The organism is Neisseria sp. 83E34 (genome assembly GCF_001308015.1).
In the GTDB taxonomy this organism is placed as follows: Bacteria; Pseudomonadota; Gammaproteobacteria; order Burkholderiales; family Neisseriaceae; genus Neisseria.
The window spans coordinates 177,945-194,774 of record NZ_LGYH01000002.1 but is presented as its reverse complement, the minus strand read 5'-3'; the positions used below and the strand labels follow the sequence as shown (position 1 = coordinate 194,774).

The 16,830-nt window shown below is 51.3% G+C and carries 15 protein-coding genes and 1 tRNA gene; 10 read left to right on the top strand and 6 right to left on the bottom strand.

Annotated elements, in window-relative coordinates; genetic code table 11:
• Window positions 1-92: 92 nt before the first annotated feature.
• From AKG09_RS03160 to orn, 4 genes are all read right to left on the bottom strand, one after another.
• On the bottom strand, window positions 93-860 hold the full coding sequence (locus tag AKG09_RS03160; RefSeq protein WP_054618038.1) for a ParA family protein: 768 nt from the start codon (window positions 858-860) through the stop codon (window positions 93-95).
• A 116-nt stretch (window positions 861-976) separates the two neighbouring features.
• Window positions 977-1,603, bottom strand: a complete 627-nt coding sequence (gene rsmG / locus AKG09_RS03155) for a 16S rRNA (guanine(527)-N(7))-methyltransferase RsmG (RefSeq protein ID WP_054618037.1) — start codon at window positions 1,601-1,603, stop codon at window positions 977-979.
• A 315-nt stretch (window positions 1,604-1,918) separates the two neighbouring features.
• Window positions 1,919-3,553, bottom strand: a complete 1,635-nt coding sequence (pgi, locus tag AKG09_RS03150; protein ID WP_054618135.1) for a glucose-6-phosphate isomerase — start codon at window positions 3,551-3,553, stop codon at window positions 1,919-1,921.
• A gap of 184 nt (window positions 3,554-3,737) precedes the next feature.
• The gene (orn, locus tag AKG09_RS03145; RefSeq protein WP_054618036.1) at window positions 3,738-4,286 is read right to left on the bottom strand and encodes an oligoribonuclease; all 549 of its coding nucleotides are present in this window, start codon (window positions 4,284-4,286) and stop codon (window positions 3,738-3,740) included.
• 126 nt (window positions 4,287-4,412) lie between these two features.
• On the opposite strand from orn, the gene AKG09_RS03140 reads away from it, so the two are divergent.
• A tRNA-Lys gene (locus AKG09_RS03140) sits at window positions 4,413-4,488 on the top strand.
• A gap of 435 nt (window positions 4,489-4,923) precedes the next feature.
• Here the strand turns inward: AKG09_RS03140 and AKG09_RS03135 are convergent.
• Window positions 4,924-5,466, bottom strand: a complete 543-nt coding sequence (locus tag AKG09_RS03135; protein WP_054618035.1) for a lipocalin family protein — start codon at window positions 5,464-5,466, stop codon at window positions 4,924-4,926.
• A gap of 376 nt (window positions 5,467-5,842) precedes the next feature.
• Here AKG09_RS03135 and AKG09_RS03130 point away from each other — a divergent pair, with 376 nt between their 5' ends.
• The 5 genes from AKG09_RS03130 (at window position 5,843) to metG (ending at window position 11,477) form a co-directional block, all read left to right on the top strand.
• Window positions 5,843-6,271, top strand: a complete 429-nt coding sequence (locus AKG09_RS03130) for a DUF3617 family protein (protein ID WP_054618034.1) — start codon at window positions 5,843-5,845, stop codon at window positions 6,269-6,271.
• Between the two features lie 102 nt (window positions 6,272-6,373).
• The gene (locus AKG09_RS03125; protein ID WP_054618033.1) at window positions 6,374-7,702 is read left to right on the top strand and encodes a murein transglycosylase A; all 1,329 of its coding nucleotides are present in this window, start codon (window positions 6,374-6,376) and stop codon (window positions 7,700-7,702) included.
• 138 nt (window positions 7,703-7,840) lie between these two features.
• On the top strand, window positions 7,841-8,830 hold the full coding sequence (locus AKG09_RS03120) for a DnaJ C-terminal domain-containing protein (RefSeq protein WP_054618032.1): 990 nt from the start codon (window positions 7,841-7,843) through the stop codon (window positions 8,828-8,830).
• Window positions 8,831-8,833: 3 nt separating this feature from the next.
• On the top strand, window positions 8,834-9,109 hold the full coding sequence (locus AKG09_RS03115) for a chaperone modulator CbpM (protein ID WP_054618031.1): 276 nt from the start codon (window positions 8,834-8,836) through the stop codon (window positions 9,107-9,109).
• Between the two features lie 295 nt (window positions 9,110-9,404).
• On the top strand, window positions 9,405-11,477 hold the full coding sequence (gene metG / locus AKG09_RS03110) for a methionine--tRNA ligase (protein ID WP_054618030.1): 2,073 nt from the start codon (window positions 9,405-9,407) through the stop codon (window positions 11,475-11,477).
• A gap of 129 nt (window positions 11,478-11,606) precedes the next feature.
• Here the strand turns inward: metG and AKG09_RS03105 are convergent, their stop codons facing one another.
• Window positions 11,607-12,035, bottom strand: a complete 429-nt coding sequence (locus AKG09_RS03105; RefSeq protein ID WP_054618029.1) for a molybdopterin-binding protein — start codon at window positions 12,033-12,035, stop codon at window positions 11,607-11,609.
• 286 nt (window positions 12,036-12,321) lie between these two features.
• Here AKG09_RS03105 and AKG09_RS03100 point away from each other — a divergent pair, with 286 nt between their 5' ends.
• The 4 genes from AKG09_RS03100 (at window position 12,322) to glmS (ending at window position 16,738) form a co-directional block, all read left to right on the top strand.
• Complete coding sequence (locus AKG09_RS03100) at window positions 12,322-12,990, top strand: pyrimidine 5'-nucleotidase (protein ID WP_369814078.1); 669 nt, start codon at window positions 12,322-12,324, stop codon at window positions 12,988-12,990.
• A 78-nt stretch (window positions 12,991-13,068) separates the two neighbouring features.
• Complete coding sequence (locus tag AKG09_RS03095; protein WP_054618027.1) at window positions 13,069-13,320, top strand: hypothetical protein; 252 nt, start codon at window positions 13,069-13,071, stop codon at window positions 13,318-13,320.
• 58 nt (window positions 13,321-13,378) lie between these two features.
• On the top strand, window positions 13,379-14,752 hold the full coding sequence (gene glmU, locus AKG09_RS03090) for a bifunctional UDP-N-acetylglucosamine diphosphorylase/glucosamine-1-phosphate N-acetyltransferase GlmU (RefSeq protein ID WP_054618026.1): 1,374 nt from the start codon (window positions 13,379-13,381) through the stop codon (window positions 14,750-14,752).
• Between the two features lie 147 nt (window positions 14,753-14,899).
• Window positions 14,900-16,738 (top strand): glutamine--fructose-6-phosphate transaminase (isomerizing), encoded by a 1,839-nt coding sequence (gene glmS / locus AKG09_RS03085; RefSeq protein ID WP_054618025.1) that lies wholly within the window; start codon window positions 14,900-14,902, stop codon window positions 16,736-16,738.
• The last annotated feature ends 92 nt before the right edge of the window (window positions 16,739-16,830 follow it).

The following is a 16,830-nucleotide window of genomic DNA, read 5'->3' as shown; positions in this document are numbered from 1 at the left end:
TAGAAGCAGATTAATCATCCTGCCCAACTATCAACCCAAACAAATAATGCCTGCCTGAAATTTTTCAGGCAGGCATTATGTTTAACATCCGCTTATTTCGTTCTCGCCAACACTTCTTTGGCCAACTCCTCATAAGCCACCGCGCCTTTGGCTTTGGCATCGTAAGCCAAAATCGGCATCCCGTGGCTGGGCGCTTCGGCCAAACGCACGTTTCTCGGAATCGTGGTGGCAAACAATTGCTTGCCGAAATGGGTTTGCAACTGCTCCGACACATCTTGCGAGAGGCGGCTGCGGCTGTCGTAAAGCGTACGTACGATACCCAGAATATCCAAATGCGGATTGATGGCCTGGCGGATTTTGCGCACGGTTGCCACCAAATCGGAAATGCCTTCCAGCGCATAATATTCGCACACCATCGGCACAATCACACCATTGGCGGCTACCAAACCGTTGAGCGTTAACAGTGTAAGCGTAGGCGGGCAATCAATTAACACATAGTCGTAATCATCGGCCACAGCCACCAGCGCATTTTTCAGGCGCATTTCACGGGCGATTTCCTGCACCAATTCCACTTCCGCCCCGGCCAGCGCACGGTTGGCCGCCAACACATCATAACCGCCGCTCTCGCTCCGCAATACAGCATCTTTTAATTCGGATTCACCCAATAAAACCTGATAAATCCCGTTGGTTATGGCGTTCTTTTCGATACCGCTGCCGGTGGTGGCATTGCCTTGCGGATCTAAATCCACCACTAAAACACGCTGCCCGGCTGCGGCAAGTGAAGCGGCAAGGTTTACGGCGGTGGTGGTTTTGCCCACCCCGCCTTTTTGATTGGCAATCGCGATAATGTTTATGCTCATGATGTTGGCCGGTAAATGTGAAAACTGGGTGGAATTGTACCTTTATTCGTTTGAAAAAGGTATCGGCGGCTTGCGTATGCGGCAAAAAGCCGCCTCAAAGGCGGCTTGCGGACAGTTTATTTTTTCGGCCGCATCACCACCATATGCCGCTCGGCATTAAGCATCGGCACATGAAGCTTATCGACACATTCGACAACCACATCTTCAGGCACATGCTCCAGCTCTTCGTAAGGATACACACCTTTCATCGCCGCCCAATAACCGTTTTCATTCAGCAGGTGTTTGGTTAGTGCGATAAAGTCGGCCAGCTCGGCAAATGCGCGGCTGGTTACCACATCCACTTTTTTATCGTACATTGCTTCCACGCGGCCGCTGGCCACGGTAACGTTGTTCAACCCCAGCTCGATAACGGCCTGCTGGAGGAATGTGGTTTTTTTGGTGTTGGAATCCAGCAGCGTAATCTGCAAATCAGGGCGGCAAATGGCCGTGGGAATGCCGGGCATACCGCCGCCCGAACCAACATCCATCAGGGTTTTGGCGTCTTTCACATAGGGCAGCAGCGTGAGGCTGTCGAGCACATGGTGGCTGATCATGGTGTTTTCATCACGCAGGGCGGTGAGATTATAAGTGCTGTTCCATTTTTTCAGCAGCGCCACATATTCGAGCAGCAATAATTGCTGAGCGGTAGTCAGCGAAAGCCCCATCTCTTGCAGGCCGGCTTGCAGTTGTTGCTTGTTATCCATTGTTTTTCCTTATTCTTGATTTGTTGTAATAGTAACGGAAAACGGGAGATTGATGGCATGAATTGTTTGAATGCCTGTCTGAAAAGCCATTCATAGTGGGGTTTCAGACAGGCATGGGTATATCCTAATAAAAAAACACCCGTCATACTCGGGCTTGACCCGAGCATCTCCCAACATGACTGAAGCTCAAGATATCCGGATCAAGCCCGAGTATGACGGCGCTGTTACTATGCAAGTGGTTTAACCATAAGGCCAAATCATAAACAATGCCTGTCTGAAAACCGCTTTTCAGACAGGCATTGTTTTGTTTCAGCATCAGCCTTGATGTTTGCTGAGGTAATAAGCAATCAAACCATCGGTGGAATTGTCATGCTGCGGCTTGCCCTCCCCTGCCAGCTCACGCTGGATGGTTTTGGCCAGCACTTTGCCGTATTCCACGCCCCACTGGTCGAACGAATTAATCTGCCAAACCGCACCTTGCACAAACACTTTGTGCTCATACATCGCAATCAGCATGCCTAACGTAAACGGATCAAGCGCGTCGAGCAAAATGGTGTTGCTCGGGCGGTTGCCGCTGAATTCGTTGTGAACGGCCAACTCGTTGCGCTCGTCTTCAGGCAGATGCGCCAGCGCTTCGCGGGCTTCTTTCACGGTTTTGCCGCGCATCAAAGCTTCGGATTGTGCAAACGCGTTTGCCACCACAAATTGATGATGCGTGCCGATTTGATACGGCGTGGTAACGGGCACGACAAAATCCACCGGAATCAGGCGCGTGCCCTGATGAATCAGCTGGAAAAACGCATGTTGGCAGTTCACACCCTCTTCGCCCCAGATAATCGGGCCGGTTTGGTAATCAACCTCTTTGCCGTCCAGCGTGGTGTGTTTGCCGTTGCTTTCCATATCAAGCTGTTGCAAATGCGCAGGCAGGCGACGCAATGCGTGGCTATAGGGAATCACGGCATGACTTTCGGCGCCGTAAAAATTGCTGTACCAAACGCCTAAAAGGCCGAGCAGCACGGGAATATTGTGGCGGTACGGCGCGCTGAAGAAATGCTCGTCCATCGCATGAGCGCCGGCCAGGAAAGCGCGGAAATGCTCGGCGCCCACCGCCACCATCACAGGCAGCCCGATCGCCGACCACACGGAATAACGGCCGCCCACCCAATCAAACATGGCAAAAATATTTTCCGGCGCAATACCGAACTGCGCCACCGCGGGCAGGTTGGAGGAAATCGCAACGAAATGACGCTTAATATCCGCTTCACTCATACCTTGCGCCAAGAACCAATCCCGCGCAGTATGCGCATTGAGCAGGGTTTCGGGCGTACCGAAAGATTTGCTGGCGATGCTGAACACAGTGCGGCGCGCATCCAATTCAGGCAGCACTTGTGCGATGTCGGCATCATCCGCGTTCGACACAAAATGCACACGCACGTTTTTGTGGTAAGGCTTCAAGGCCAACGCCACCATTTGCGGCCCCAAATCGGAGCCACCGATACCGATATGCACCAAATCAGTGATGCGCTCGCCGGTGCTGCCGGTGTATTCGCCGTTAATCAGCTTTTCGGCAAAATCCAACGCGCGCTCCAATTCACGATGCAGCTTGGGCACCACGTTTTCGCCGTTTACATAAACCGGTTCGGCATCCGCAGGCAGGCGTAACGCCGTGTGCAGCACGGCACGCTTTTCGCTGGTATTGATGATGCCTCCGCGGCGCATGGCTTCGGCTTTTTCAGGCAGGCCTGCCGTTTCGGCAAGCCGGCAAAGCAGAGAAAGGGTTTCTTCATTGACACGGTTTTTGCTGAAATCCACCAGCATACCGTGCAGCTTTTCGTGCATGCGGCTAAAGCGGTCGGGGTCAGCCGAAAACTGATGGCGCATTTCAACGCTGCGGGTGTGTGTGTAATGTTCGTTTAAAGCTTGCCAGATGGGCGTTGTGTTGATATTCATTGCGGGCTTCTTGTTGAGATTTTTATAAAAAAGGAATTGTAGGAAATTTTGCCGTTTCCGTTGCAAAAGACATTTAAGCGGATAGGATTTGCCGATAAGCAGGGCTTCATCGGCATAATAATATGAAACTTGAATCATTTTACAGCATCATGCCTGTCTGAAACCTTTACAGACAGGCATGGGCTTATTCAGGCAACCTAATAAAGTGTTCGCGGTAATGGCGCATTTCTTCAATGCTCTCCAAAATATCGTCCAAAGCCTGATGCGAACCGCGCTTCACCACGCCTTTTACCACCTCGGGGCTCCAACGGCGGGCCAATTCTTTAAGCGTGGACACATCCACATTACGGTAATGGAAATACGCCTCAAGCTTGGGCATATAGCGCACCATAAAACGGCGGTCTTGATGAATGGTGTTGCCGCACATCGGCGCGGTTTTCTCGGGAACCCACTGCGCCATAAAGTCCAAAAGCTTCTGTTCCACCTCAGCTTCGGTCAGCTTGGATTCTTTCACCCGCTGCACCAAACCCGTTCGCGTATGCGTTGCCGTGTTCCACTCATCCATCGCGTTCAAAATCTCATCGCTTTGATGAACAACATACACTTCAGATTGCGCCAATACATTTAAATTCGCATCGGTAATAATCATCGCCACTTCGATAATCCGCTCTTTTTCAGGATCCAGGCCGGTCATCTCCATATCCAGCCAACATAAATTATTTTCGTTTTGCATGCAGTTCTTTCAGACAGGCATTTATCAATTAACAAAACGAATTGTATAACAAAACCCCTAAGCGCTGATGCCTTCAAAAAAATGTTGACGCGAAAAAGCATAGCTTATATACTTCGCAACTCTTTCGGGTCGTTAGCTCAGCTGGTAGAGCAGCGGACTTTTAATCCGTTGGTCGAAGGTTCGAATCCTTCACGACCCACCAGATAAATCAATAAGATAGGCCGCAATTGCTTGCGGCCTATCTTGTTTTTAAAGGTTTGTTAAACCATTCTACTTCTACAAATCTTAATTTTCGGCAATATAGCCTGCCAGCAGGGTGAACGGGCTTAAACCCAACCCCTCCGGCAGCACTTTTTCCAACCCTTGCTTGACTACCTACCAAGCAGCTTTTAGGCTTTCCGGCAGCATGGCTTGCGGGTTGGGGAAGTTTTCGGGCTTCCACAGGTAAACGGGGTTCATCGACATGAGTTTTCCTTGTGTTTGTTTAAAATGTTGCTATTGTTTGAATGGTTTTTGGGCAAATATGCCTGTCTGAAAAGACTAAGCGTTTACTCTTATTCAGACAGGCATATATAGTTGAGTGAAGCTTTTTAAACAATCACGGATAAACAAGGTTCATCGATATTCAGCCCCAATTTTATTGGTGGTGCTTTGTTCGGATTAAATTCGATAAATCATACCCTTGCTGTTGTGCTTGCTGTAAATAAGCTTGGTACACTGCTTCTTCCATTGTCGGCTTGCGCGACAGCAGCCACAAATATTTGCGGTCCGGCTGCCCTATCATAGCGGTTTGATAATGTTCGTCTAAGGCCATCACCCAATAAGGTGCTTTACCGATAGGCAGCCAACGTACAGTTTTCGGGAGAAAGGTGACGCTCAATTTGGTATTTTCGGCATTCTTCGGTTTCGCCAGCCCTTCAGCTATCGACCAGCTGCCGTCGGCTTGTTTGCAGCGATTGGTTACCGAAATGGTTTTGTTGCTGTTGGGCCGGTAGGTTGCAGTCACGTCGGAAGCGCATTGATTTTGATAAGGCATCGGCAGCCGTGCGATTTCATACCATTGGCCGGCGTAGCGTTCAAGGTCTAATTGGGGCACGGTTTGCAAAGGAGGCAAGTCGGCTGAATATGCAGGCAATACGGAAAACACCATGCCTAAAAAGGCCGATACTCTGTGCTTCATATATACTCCTTATAAAAATTATGGTCTTGAATTAAGAACTTCAACGAGAAATTAAGACGTGATTGTTGCGAAAGCTTGATTGCTTTGTTTTTGACGCTTGTTATGGCTGTGTTAAAAATTTTACTATCTGCCTGTCTGAAAAATATTTATAAATCATAAAATAGCCGAAAAGTCTTGTAAAATCCAATCATTATATAGTTCTGTATTCGCCGTACTATTCATGGCTCTGTATCTATACATTAATGATTGGTCTTCACAGCCATAAACTGAGCAGAAACAGCAGACACACGCATCCCATAACACATGAAACTTTTTCAGACAGGCATTATCTTACTACCCTGATTCAATTCAACCACACCAGCCGAAAGCAATATATATGTATAAAACCCTCCTGCTCCTTGCCCTAAGCGCAACCGCCGCAAGCGCGCATGCATTTTCCGTTCAATCCGGCGAATGGCAATGGCCGCACACTATTTCCTGGCACGATAAAAAAAGCAACAGCACCGACAGTGTGAAAGGCAGCGAAAATATCTGTATCAGCCAAAAAAGCAGTGCCGATTACCCTAAAGCGCAAGCGGATAATCTTACTGCCGAAAACTGCAAAGTGAGCAATTTCCAAAGCAAAGGCAACAAAGCTTCGTTTAAAGCCGCCTGCGAAACCATGAGTTTCGATGCCGAATATGAAAAGCTGAGCGAGAACGAAATCAAGTTCACCCAAACCATTTACAGCCGCAAAGGCAAAAGCTATACCGCTGCAGGCACCATGCGCCACAAAGGCAGCCAGAACGCTTCGTGCGCGGAGTGAGGCAGGCGATTTGGTGAGTTGGCGATAAGCTGATATAGTCTGCCCTTTGTCCATCCATTTCAATGCCTGTCTGAAAACATGATTCAGCAGCCATCAACCTATATGAACAGTAAAACCCTCTTAAGCTATTCCCTTATCGGCCTCACCGCCTTTTTGGCAGCGTGTTCCACCAGCAAAAAAACCGGCGGCGATTATACGCCTATCATCACCAAAGGCGAAGCGCTGCCCACCGGCACGCCGGCCGCTCCCGGCACCATCGTTAACCCGGCCGGCAGCCCGGCCAGCTACCGTGCCGTGTCTTATCATGCGCTGCCGCATTGGAACACGCAGCATTTTGTGCGCAGCTTAGAATCTTTCAAAAGCGGCTGCACCAAACTCAAAGCGCGCCCTGAATGGCAAAACGTGTGCGCCCAAGCCGAGCGCACTTCGCGCAACTACTTCTCTGCCAAACATTTTTTCGAGCGCTATTTTACCGTGTGGGAAGTGAGCGAAAACGGCAAACTGGCAGGCACGATAACCGGCTATTACGAACCCGTGCTACATGGCGACAGCAAACCCACCCGCAAAACACGTTTCCCGATTTACGGCATCCCCAGCGATTTCGTATCGGTTGAACTGCCCGCCAATCTGCGCGCATCCAAAGGCACCGTCCGCGTGAAACCCACCGGCAACAACACCGGCACCATCACTGCCGACGGGCAATATACCGCCAACCTCAACGATTTCCCCATCAATGAGCGCAGCAAAAGCATCAAAGGCCGCTTTGTAAGCGGCAACCGCTTTATTCCTTATTACACCCGCGCCCAGATTAACGGCGGCGCACTCGACGGAAAAGCCCCGATTCTCGGCTATGCCGACGATCCGGTAGAACTTTTCTTCTTGCAAATCCAAGGCTCCGGCCGCCTGAAAACTCCGAAAGGCGACTATATCCGCCTCGGTTATGCCGATAAAAACGAGTATCCTTATGTATCGATCGGCCGCTACATGGCCGACAAAGGCTATCTACCTTTAGGCAAAACCACCATGCAGGGAATCAAAGCCTGGATGCAGCAAAATCCCTCGCATCTGGCCGAAGTGCTCGGGCAAAACCCCAGCTATGTGTTTTTCCGCAAGCTTGACGGCAAGGAAGACGAAGGTCCCGTAGGCGCACTCGGCACACCGCTGCACGGCGAATTTGCCGGAGCGGTTGACCGTCGTTACATTACTTTAGGCGCACCTATTTTCGTTGCCACCACCCACCCCGAAACCAATCACGGCCTTAACCGCCTGATGATGGCACAAGACACCGGCTCGGCCATCCGCGGCGCCGTTCGTGTGGATTATTTCTGGGGTTACGGCGATAAAGCCGGCCAAGTGGCAGGCAAGATGAAACACACCGGCTATGTGTGGCAGCTGCTGCCCAACGGCGTGCAGCCGCAATACCGACCGTAACAATGTGACAATAAGCAATGCCTGTCTGAAAAAAGCTTTCAGACAGGCATTGTTTTTTATCAGAATAAGGGCTTGCTTTTTAGTATATTGTCATCATGTTGGAAAGAATAAAATTTTATACAAGCATGCGAGATAACTATGGCAACTGAAAAAAACCATTACGAGGTGCTCGGCCTCACCAAAGATGCCAGCGCCGACGACATCAAAAAAGCCTACCGCAAACTGGTGCGCCAATACCATCCCGACGTCAGCAAAGACCCGGATGCCGACCAAAAAACCAGCGAAATCAATCTGGCCTACAACACCTTGAAAGACCCTGAAAAGCGCGCCGAATATGACGAAATGCTTGCCAACCCGTTCAAGCAGTACCAGCAGGCAGGCGGCAGGCAAGGCTACGGCGGCTTTGAAGGGTTTGAAGGCTTCAACCCCGGCCAAGGCGGCTATCAATATTACAACTTCGACAGCAGCCATTTTGGCGACGGTCAGCCTTTCGGCAGCGGCGATTTCCGCTTCGACGACATATTCTCCGCCTTCGGCCAAGCCCGCCGGCACCGTGCATCACGCCCCACCGGCCCGATTCAAGGCGAAGACCAACATGCCGAGCTGAGCATCGACATCGCCGCCGCTTATGAAGGCAGCGAACGCAGCCTGAGCATCGACATGCCCACGCTCACGCCGGAAGGCGAAATGGCTTACGAACGCAAAACCCTGCACGTTAAAATCCCCAAAGGCATTAGCGAAGGCCAGCAAATCCGACTGCGCGGGCAGGGTTTACCCGGGTTTAACGGCGGCGGCAATGGCGATTTATACTTGAAAATCCGCTTCCGCGAATCGGAAAACCTGTATGTGAAAGACCGTAAAGATGTTTATCAGCGCATCGACGTGATGCCGTGGACCGCGGCAATCGGCGGTCAAACGGAAGTCGTTACCCCCGCAGGCCGCCTCAACATCAACGTGCCGGCCAACAGCCGAAACGGCCAAAACCTGCGCCTCAAAGGCAAAGGCATTCCGGCCAAATCAGCAGGCGATCTGTATCTGACCATCAACATCGTTCTGCCGCGCGCCGAGAGCGCAGCCGATAAAGCCGCATGGCAAAACCTGGCGGAACACTACGGCGCGAAAGGATAAATCATGGATTACGAGCAAGATGTACAACTGACATTCAACGAAATCGTTCACGCCTGCGGCGATGATGCCGACTGGGTGGTGCGCATTATTGAAGAAGAAATCATTTCTGTAAGCGGCAATCCGCAGCAAGCCAGCTTCAGCGGCTTCCAGCTCGCCCGCATTCGCCGCGCCCACCGCATCAGCCGGGATTTTGAAGCCAGCGCGCCCGCTACTGCTCTGATTCTGGAATTGCTGGATGAGCTGGAAAGCCTGCGCAAAGGCCAAACATCCGGTTTCTGATACGGCAAAATATTAGATGCTTATACACATGAATGCCTGTCTGAAAAATGGTTTGTTTCATTGAAACATTATTTTCAGACAGGCATGCCCCATTACTCCGGCCTTTTGCCGTCATATTCAAGCTTAATCCGAGCATCCCTTTGTTCACCGCCATGAAGATTAACCTTTCATGCCACATACCTTGCGACGCTGCTTTATTACTACCAACAACCCGCCGCCTTGTATGAAAGATTGGTTTTCACAGCTATAATAACCGCCGATTCCATAATTACAGATTAACCCTTAAAGACAAACCATGACACGCAAAATCCTCGTCACCTCCGCCTTGCCGTATGCCAACGGCAGCATCCACTTAGGCCATATGGTCGAGCACATCCAAACCGACATATGGGTGCGCTTCCAAAAAATGCGCGGCCACGAATGCTATTACTGCTGCGCCGACGACACCCACGGCACGCCCGTGATGCTGGCCGCCCAAAAACAAGGCATGAAGCCCGAAGACATGATTGCCAAAGTGCGCGAAGAGCATTTGGCCGACTTCACCGGCTTCCACATCGGCTACGACAACTATTACAGCACCCACTCGCCTGAAAACAAAGAATTTTCCGAGCAGATTTACCTCGCACTGAAAGCCAACGGCAAAATCGAAAGCCGCGTGATCGAGCAGCTTTTCGACCCCGAAAAAAACATGTTCCTGCCCGACCGCTTTGTCAAAGGCGAATGCCCGAAATGCCACGCCAAAGACCAATACGGCGACAACTGCGAAGCCTGCGGCACCACCTACTCGCCCACCGAGCTGATCAACCCCTATTCCGCCGTATCCGGCGCCACGCCCGTGCTGAAAGAATCCGAGCATTTCTTCTTCAAGCTGGGCGAGTGTGCCGACTACCTGAAAGAATGGACTTCAGGCAGTACCGAACTTTCAGACGGCCGCATTCAGCCGCATCTGCAAGCCGAAGCCCTCAACAAAATGAAGGAATGGCTGGGCGAAGGCGAAACTACCCTTTCCGATTGGGACATCAGCCGCGACGCACCTTATTTCGGCTTCGAAATCCCCGGCGCGCCCGGTAAATATTTCTACGTATGGCTCGACGCGCCCGTCGGCTATATGGCCTCGTTTAAAAATCTGTGCGACCGCATCGGCTTGAGTTTTGAAGACTATTTCCGTGCCGACAGCGATGCCGAAATGTATCACTTCATCGGCAAAGACATCCTCTACTTCCACGCCCTGTTCTGGCCCGCCATGCTCAAATTCAGCGGTTACCGCACCCCCACCGGCGTGTTCGCCCACGGCTTTTTAACCGTCGACGGCCAAAAAATGTCCAAATCGCGCGGCACCTTTATCACCGCCAAATCCTACCTCGACGGCGGCCTCAACCCCGAATGGATGCGCTATTACATCGCCGCCAAACTCAACAGCAAAATCGAAGACATCGACTTAAACCTGAACGACTTCATCGCCCGCGTCAACAGCGATCTGGTCGGCAAATACGTCAATATCGCCGCCCGCGCCTCCGGCTTTATCGCCAAACGTTTCGAAGGCCGTCTGAAAGACGTTTCAGGTAGCCCGCTGCTGCAAAAACTCGCCGTCGAGCGCGACAACATCGCCGCCGATTTTGAAAACCGCGAATACGCCAAAGCCCTGCGCGAAATCATGGCGCTGGCCGACGCAGTGAACGAATACGTCGATGCCAACAAACCGTGGGAGCTGGCTAAACAAGAAGGCCAAGACGCGCGCCTGCACGAAGTGTGCAGCGAGCTGATCAACGCCTTCAAAATCCTCACCATCTACCTCGCGCCCGTGCTGCCGAAAGTAGCCGAACGTGCCGCCGCCTTCCTGAATCTCGACGGCCTGCGCTGGGCCGATGCCGCAACCGTGCTGCCCGAAGGCCACGCCATCAACAAATACGAACATTTAATGCAACGAGTGGAGCAAAAGCAAGTGGACGATTTAATCGAAGCCAACAAACAAAGCATTGCCGCAGCTGCAGAGGCCGCCACACCTGCCGAAGCAAGCAAATACACACCCATCGCCGATCAAGCCAGCTTCGACGACTTTATGAAAATCGACATGCGCGTCGCCAAAGTGCTCAACTGCGAAGCGGTGGAGGGCAGCACCAAACTGCTTAAATTCGACCTCGACTTCGGCTTTGAAAAACGCATCATCTTCTCAGGCATCGCCGCCAGCTACCCCAACCCCGCCGAACTCAACGGCCGCATGGTGATTGCCATCGCCAACTTCGCCCCGCGCAAAATGGCCAAATTCGGCGTATCCGAAGGCATGATCCTTTCTGCCGCCACGGCTGACGGCAAACTGCGCCTGCTGGATGTGCATGAAGGTGCGCAGCCAGGGGATAAAGTGGGTTAACAGGAATTAGCCACACCGCCATAAAAATGCCTGTCTGAAATGTTCAGACAGGCATTTAATGTTTTTGTGCAAGTTTTTACCGTGTTACTCAAAATAACGGCCACCAAACCTGTCGCTGCATGACAACCATTAAGCCGCCACGCCCAAAATAACCGCACCGGCCTTGAACACGGCCGTAGCTTTCTGGCCCGCACACAAGTTGAGTTCTTCAGCGCTTTTCACAGTAATGCTGGCGCTCAGACCCAAACCATTACCCAAGTCCAATTCAACCAAAGAATGAACCGCGCCACGCTCAATATGGCTGATTGTGCCGGTAAGCTGGTTACGCGCGGAAAGTTTGATATTGTTCAAATCGGCGGCAATCAACACCGTGCCGGCCTTTACCAAAGCCACCACAGGTTTGCCCTCAACCAGCTCCAAATTCTTAACGCTCTCGCAAGTGATTGAAGCCACGATTTCACTGCCGTTTGGCAATGCAACCACCACCTCGCTGTTTACCACCCCGTTGCTGATGCTTTTTACGATACCTGACAATTGATTACGTGCACTGATCTGCATCTCCTATTCCTTTCTTGATTATTGTGAACATTAATTTTGATGATTGCCGACAACACAAGGCCATAGAATTATTTAATTTTCATAAACCACACCGGCTGCCGACCTAGCTGGCAATATACCTTATCTTCCATTTGATTTACCAGTTAAAAGCAAGGAAAATAGTTCTAAATAATTAGTAAAAGCTACTTATTGATTAGACTTCATTAAAACAGTAAATAGTGCCGCCGGCTATCAACACAGCCGGCGATAACTTTTAAGAATGCCTGTCTGAAACCTTATTATGAATATCGTACCATCACAACCTGTTTGGCTTTTCGACCTTGATAACACTTTGCACCATGCCGATGCGGGCATCTTCGGGCTGATCAACCGCTATATGACCGACTATCTAGCCCAGAAATTGAAGCTTTCCACTGAAGAAGCCTCGCATGTACGGCAGGATTATTGGCACCGCTACGGCGCCACGCTCGCAGGCTTGCAAAAACACCATCCTGAAATTGACGTATACGAATTTCTCCAATGCAGCCACCCGCTCCCGGAGCTGCTGGAAGCTTTGGTGCCGATGGAAAATACCGCTGCTACGCTTGCAAACCTTAAAGGACGGAAAGCCGTTTTTTCAAACGGCCCCTCATTTTATGTGGCCGCACTCATTAAAAAAATGGAACTGCCCAACCATTTTGAAGCCCTGTTCGGCACCGATAATTTCGGCATGCTCTACAAGCCCTCCGACCAATCATATTTAACCGTTTGTCGTTTGCTGAAAGCCCGCCCCGCCGACTGTATTATGATTGACGACAGCGCAGAAAACCTGCTGGCAGCTAAAAAGCTGGGCATGACCACCATATGGTTCGGCAGCAAAAGCCATGATTTACCGTTTGTTGATGCGGCCATATCCGATATGGTTACATTAAATAGGTGGGCATCAACCCAAGGTTTAAGTATCCAAGCTGCGTAATTATGCTGTTGCTACACTATCAAATCCGTTAGAATTCCTTCTTTGAATGAATCGATTTCGGGAAATTAAGGAGCCATCATGCGTTACATTCATTGCCTGCTTTTAGCTTTCGCTCTGACAGGGTGCACTTGGGAAACTTATCAAACGGAAGACGGCCGCACCTCGCTGCGTCAAAAATATCCTCAGGGAACCCGCGTATATTACGAAAGCGGCACTTATTCGCCCAATATGCGCAATAACGAATTCCGCCCTGAACAGCATGCTATTAAACCCCAAAGCAGCTCCAATGAAGAAGCACGGGGTACACATTGGGAAAAACCCGCTCGATAACAAATAATAATGAAAGCCGAAAGGCTGGAAATCATCCTATCCGATTCAATAAATCATCATGAACAAAAATAATCTGCATATTGTGATCCTCGCGGCCGGCAAAGGCACGCGCATGTATTCCAAGCAACCCAAAGTGCTGCATGAAATCGGCGGCCAGCCGATGGTGGAGCGTGTGATCGACACGGCTGCCAGCCTCAATCCGCAAAGCATTGCCGTGGTTATCGGCCATGGCAAAGACCAAGTTTTGGCGCGCGTTAAGCGCGATGTGGTTTGGGTGGAGCAAACCGAGCAATTAGGCACGGGACATGCCGTAAAAGTCGCCTTGCCGCACCTGCCTGCCGACGGCAAAACGCTGGTGCTGTACGGCGATGTGCCCCTGATTAATAAAACCACATTAGAAGCATTGCTCAATGCCGCCGGCGACGAAGTGGGCCTGCTAACCGATGTACTCGACAACCCCACAGGCTACGGCCGCATCATCCGCGAAAGCGGCAAAGTGGTGGCCATTGTGGAAGAAAAAGATGCCGATGATGTGCAAAAAGCCGTGCAGGAAATCAACACAGGCATCTTGGTGCTGCCCAACCATAAGCTGGAAGGCTGGCTCAATGCCTTGCAAAGCAACAACGCCCAAGGCGAATATTACCTTACCGACTTAATCGGCTTGGCAAACCGCGACGGCATAGCCGTGCACCCCGTTCAAGTATCCGCTTCCCATTTGGCCGCAGGCGTCAACAATAAATTGCAACTGGCCGAATTGGAGCGCATTTTCCAAACCGAGCAGGCGCAGGCGCTGCTAACCGCCGGTATCACCCTGCGCGACCCGGCCCGTTTCGATTTGCGCGGCAAACTCACACACGGGCAAGATGTGGTGATTGACGTTAACGTGCTCATCGAAGGCGATGTAGAGCTGGGCGACAATGTTGAAATCGGCGCGAACTGCGTTATCCGCAATGCCAAAATTGCCGCAGGCTCCAAAATTTCCCCGTTCTCTCATCTGGATGGTTGCGAAGTGGGCGAACATGCCAAAATCGGCCCGTTCTCCCGCCTGCGTCCGAATGCAAAACTGGGCGACGAAGTACATATCGGCAATTTTGTCGAAGTGAAAAACACCGTAATGGGCAAAGGCAGCAAAGCCAACCACCTGACTTACTTGGGCGATGCAGAAATCGGCAGCCAAAGCAATGTCGGCGCGGGTACCATTACCTGCAATTACGACGGCGTCAACAAACACAAAACCTTCATCGGTGATGACGTGTTTATCGGTTCAGGCTCAATGATTGTGGCTCCGGTGAGCATTGAAACCGGTGCAACCACCGGCGCCGGCAGCGTGATTACCAAAGACTGCCCTGAGCATACCCTGGTATTGGCGAGGGCGCGTCAAACCGTAATTGAAGGCTGGGTTCGCCCCGTAAAAGAAAAGAAAGAGCAATAGGCCGCTGCTTTCAGACAGGCATACCCCCGTTAACCATGCCTGTCTGAAAACCATACACCCAACTGTGTATCGGCAATGATTGAAACTTTACACCATCCACAGCAGAAAGCTTACCAAAGCATAATTTAAACAGAAGGATACAAAAATATGTGTGGTATTGTCGGCGCCATCCGCGCCAATCAAAACGTAGTAGATTTTCTGACCGACGGCTTAAAGCGTCTTGAATACCGCGGTTATGACTCTTCCGGCATTGCCGTTCAAACCGGCAACGAAATTACCCGTGTGCGCCGCGTAGGCCGCGTTCAATTAATGGAAGACGCTGCCAAAGCCGAAGGCGTGAGCGGCCATATCGGTATCGGCCACACTCGCTGGGCCACACACGGCGGCGTAACCGAACCTAATGCCCACCCGCATATTTCAGGCAGCCTGATTGCCGTGGTTCACAACGGCATCATCGAAAACTTCGAAGAAGAGCGCAAACGCCTGCAAGACTTGGGCTACACGTTCGACTCTCAAACCGACACCGAAGTGATTGCACACAGCGTTCACAATGAATACACCAAAAACGGCCACGATTTATTCGCCGCCGTTCAAGCCGCCTGCGCCCGTTTCCACGGCGCATACGCCATCGGCGTGATTGCCAACGACCAACCTGAAAAAATGGTGGTTGCACGCATGGGCTGCCCGCTTTTGGTGGCTTTCGGCGACAACGAAACCTTCATTGCTTCCGACGTATCCGCCGTGATTGCATTCACCCGCAACATCGCCTATCTGGAAGACGGCGATATCGGTCTCTTAACCGCCCAAGGCATCAGCAAACTGCTCGACAAAAACGGCCAGCAAGCCAAGCGCGAAGTGAAAGTATCCGAGCTGTCGTTGGCATCTCTGGAGCTTGGCCCGTACAGCCATTTTATGCAAAAAGAAATCCACGAGCAGCCCAAAGCCGTTTCCGACACCGCGGAAGTGTTTTTGGACGGCGGCTTCGAGCCTGAAAACTTCGGCAACAACGCGCGCGAAGTGTTCAACGAAATCGACAGCATTAAAATCCTTGCTTGCGGCACGTCCTACTACTCTGCTTTGACTGCCAAATACTGGCTGGAAAGCATCGCCAAAATGCCGACCGATGTGGAAATTGCCAGCGAATACCGCTACCGCGACGTGATCGCCAACCCGAAACAGCTGGTTGTGACCATTTCCCAATCAGGCGAAACGCTCGACACCATGGAAGCATTGAAATATGCACAATCTTTGGGCCACAAACACAGCCTGTCGATTTGTAACGTGATGGAATCCGCCCTGCCGCGTGAAAGCGAATTGGTGCTTTATACCCGCGCCGGCGCAGAAATCGGCGTGGCTTCCACTAAAGCATTTACCACCCAACTGGTTGTTTTGTTCGGCTTGGCCGTTACTTTGGGCAAAATGCGCGGCTTGGTCAGCGAAGAGCAGGCTCACGACTACATCGAAGAGCTGCGCCAGCTACCCGGCAGCATCCAACATGTGCTGAATCTGGAGCCGCAAATCGCTGCTTGGGCGCAGAAATTTGCTCAGAAAAACAGCGCCCTCTTCCTCGGTCGCGGCATCCACTATCCGATTGCCCTGGAAGGCGCTTTAAAACTGAAAGAAATCACCTATATCCATGCGGAAGCTTATCCTGCCGGCGAATTGAAACACGGCCCGCTGGCTTTGGTAGATGAAAATATGCCGGTGGTAGTGATTGCACCGAAAGACCAACTGCTGGATAAAGTGAAAGCCAACATGCAGGAAGTAGGCGCGCGCGGCGGTGAATTGTTTGTATTCACCGATCTGGACAGCCACTTCGAAGAAAGCGAAGGCGTACACATCATCCGCACACCACGTCACGTCGGCGCCCTGTCGCCCATCGTGCACACTGTACCGGTACAGCTCTTGTCTTACCACGCTGCTCTGGCACGCGGCACCGATGTCGACAAACCCCGCAACCTGGCAAAATCGGTAACTGTGGAGTAAATACGAACAGCAAAAGCCGCATTTGATATGCGGCTTTTTTTGTTTACTGTATTGGGCTATCTTTCGCACAATGCCTGTCTGAAAAAATTTTC

What these genes read in the sequence shown, in the direction of transcription:
- AKG09_RS03160 (WP_054618038.1), bottom strand. Translation starts at nt 860, where the DNA reads ATGAGCATAAACATTATCGCGATTGCCAATCAAAAAGGCGGGGTGGGC.
- rsmG (WP_054618037.1), bottom strand. Translation starts at nt 1,603, where the DNA reads ATGGATAACAAGCAACAACTGCAAGCCGGCCTGCAAGAGATGGGGCTT.
- pgi (WP_054618135.1), bottom strand. Translation starts at nt 3,553, where the DNA reads ATGAATATCAACACAACGCCCATCTGGCAAGCTTTAAACGAACATTAC.
- orn (WP_054618036.1), bottom strand. Translation starts at nt 4,286, where the DNA reads ATGCAAAACGAAAATAATTTATGTTGGCTGGATATGGAGATGACCGGC.
- AKG09_RS03135 (WP_054618035.1), bottom strand. Translation starts at nt 5,466, where the DNA reads ATGAAGCACAGAGTATCGGCCTTTTTAGGCATGGTGTTTTCCGTATTG.
- AKG09_RS03130 (WP_054618034.1), top strand. Translation starts at nt 5,843, where the DNA reads ATGTATAAAACCCTCCTGCTCCTTGCCCTAAGCGCAACCGCCGCAAGC.
- AKG09_RS03125 (WP_054618033.1), top strand. Translation starts at nt 6,374, where the DNA reads ATGAACAGTAAAACCCTCTTAAGCTATTCCCTTATCGGCCTCACCGCC.
- AKG09_RS03120 (WP_054618032.1), top strand. Translation starts at nt 7,841, where the DNA reads ATGGCAACTGAAAAAAACCATTACGAGGTGCTCGGCCTCACCAAAGAT.
- AKG09_RS03115 (WP_054618031.1), top strand. Translation starts at nt 8,834, where the DNA reads ATGGATTACGAGCAAGATGTACAACTGACATTCAACGAAATCGTTCAC.
- metG (WP_054618030.1), top strand. Translation starts at nt 9,405, where the DNA reads ATGACACGCAAAATCCTCGTCACCTCCGCCTTGCCGTATGCCAACGGC.
- AKG09_RS03105 (WP_054618029.1), bottom strand. Translation starts at nt 12,035, where the DNA reads ATGCAGATCAGTGCACGTAATCAATTGTCAGGTATCGTAAAAAGCATC.
- AKG09_RS03095 (WP_054618027.1), top strand. Translation starts at nt 13,069, where the DNA reads ATGCGTTACATTCATTGCCTGCTTTTAGCTTTCGCTCTGACAGGGTGC.
- glmU (WP_054618026.1), top strand. Translation starts at nt 13,379, where the DNA reads ATGAACAAAAATAATCTGCATATTGTGATCCTCGCGGCCGGCAAAGGC.
- glmS (WP_054618025.1), top strand. Translation starts at nt 14,900, where the DNA reads ATGTGTGGTATTGTCGGCGCCATCCGCGCCAATCAAAACGTAGTAGAT.